1 protein-coding gene is annotated in these 577 nt (G+C 66.0%); it reads right to left on the minus strand.

What is annotated here, in order from left to right:
* Positions 1-61: 61 nt before the first annotated feature.
* Complete coding sequence (locus tag ACYVG5_RS21465; protein ID WP_222051102.1) at positions 62-310, minus strand: hypothetical protein; 249 nt, start codon at positions 308-310, stop codon at positions 62-64.
* Positions 311-577: the final 267 nt, after the last annotated feature.

The raw sequence follows: 577 nt of genomic DNA on the forward strand, positions 1-577 counted from the left end.
TCGCGTGACCGTCTGCCCACAACGGATCACCGCTATTGCCGCCGCCGCCCTTGTCCTGACTTCACTCGACCGCGGAACCAGGTGAGAAAACCTCAATATGCGGCACCACCTCGATCTTGCCTCCGAGGTGCATGAGGACGGTGTGGTCTGACGCCTCGTGGACGACGAAGCGATCCTGCGCGGCGAGAGCATCGATGATGGCAGCGGTCTGCGCCGCGGCGACTGCGTCGCAGTAGTGCTCGACCAGCATCCGGTCGTGGCGCGACTCGACGTCAAGGGCTGTGAGGGCGCCGCCGGTGGCCGCCACCACACCGGCCAGGCGAGGGGTGGCATCCCAACGTGGCGGGTGCCGCGACTCGAATAGTGATGGCTTAGCCGGGACTGGGTGTTGTCCTCAAAGCCTCCGAGCGCATCCCGGATGCGGAACAATTCTTCCGTGATGCAGAAGATCGACCGCGGGCCCCCCGGCTGCTGCGGCGTACTGGGCTGTGTCAAGGATCGTGGACAGGTCCTCGGGTTGATCACGCTGTGGCGGTTGCCGCAGCCCGGTGGTCGGTGAGCGCTTCGAACGGGGTCC

This window comes from Modestobacter lapidis (assembly GCF_054780755.1).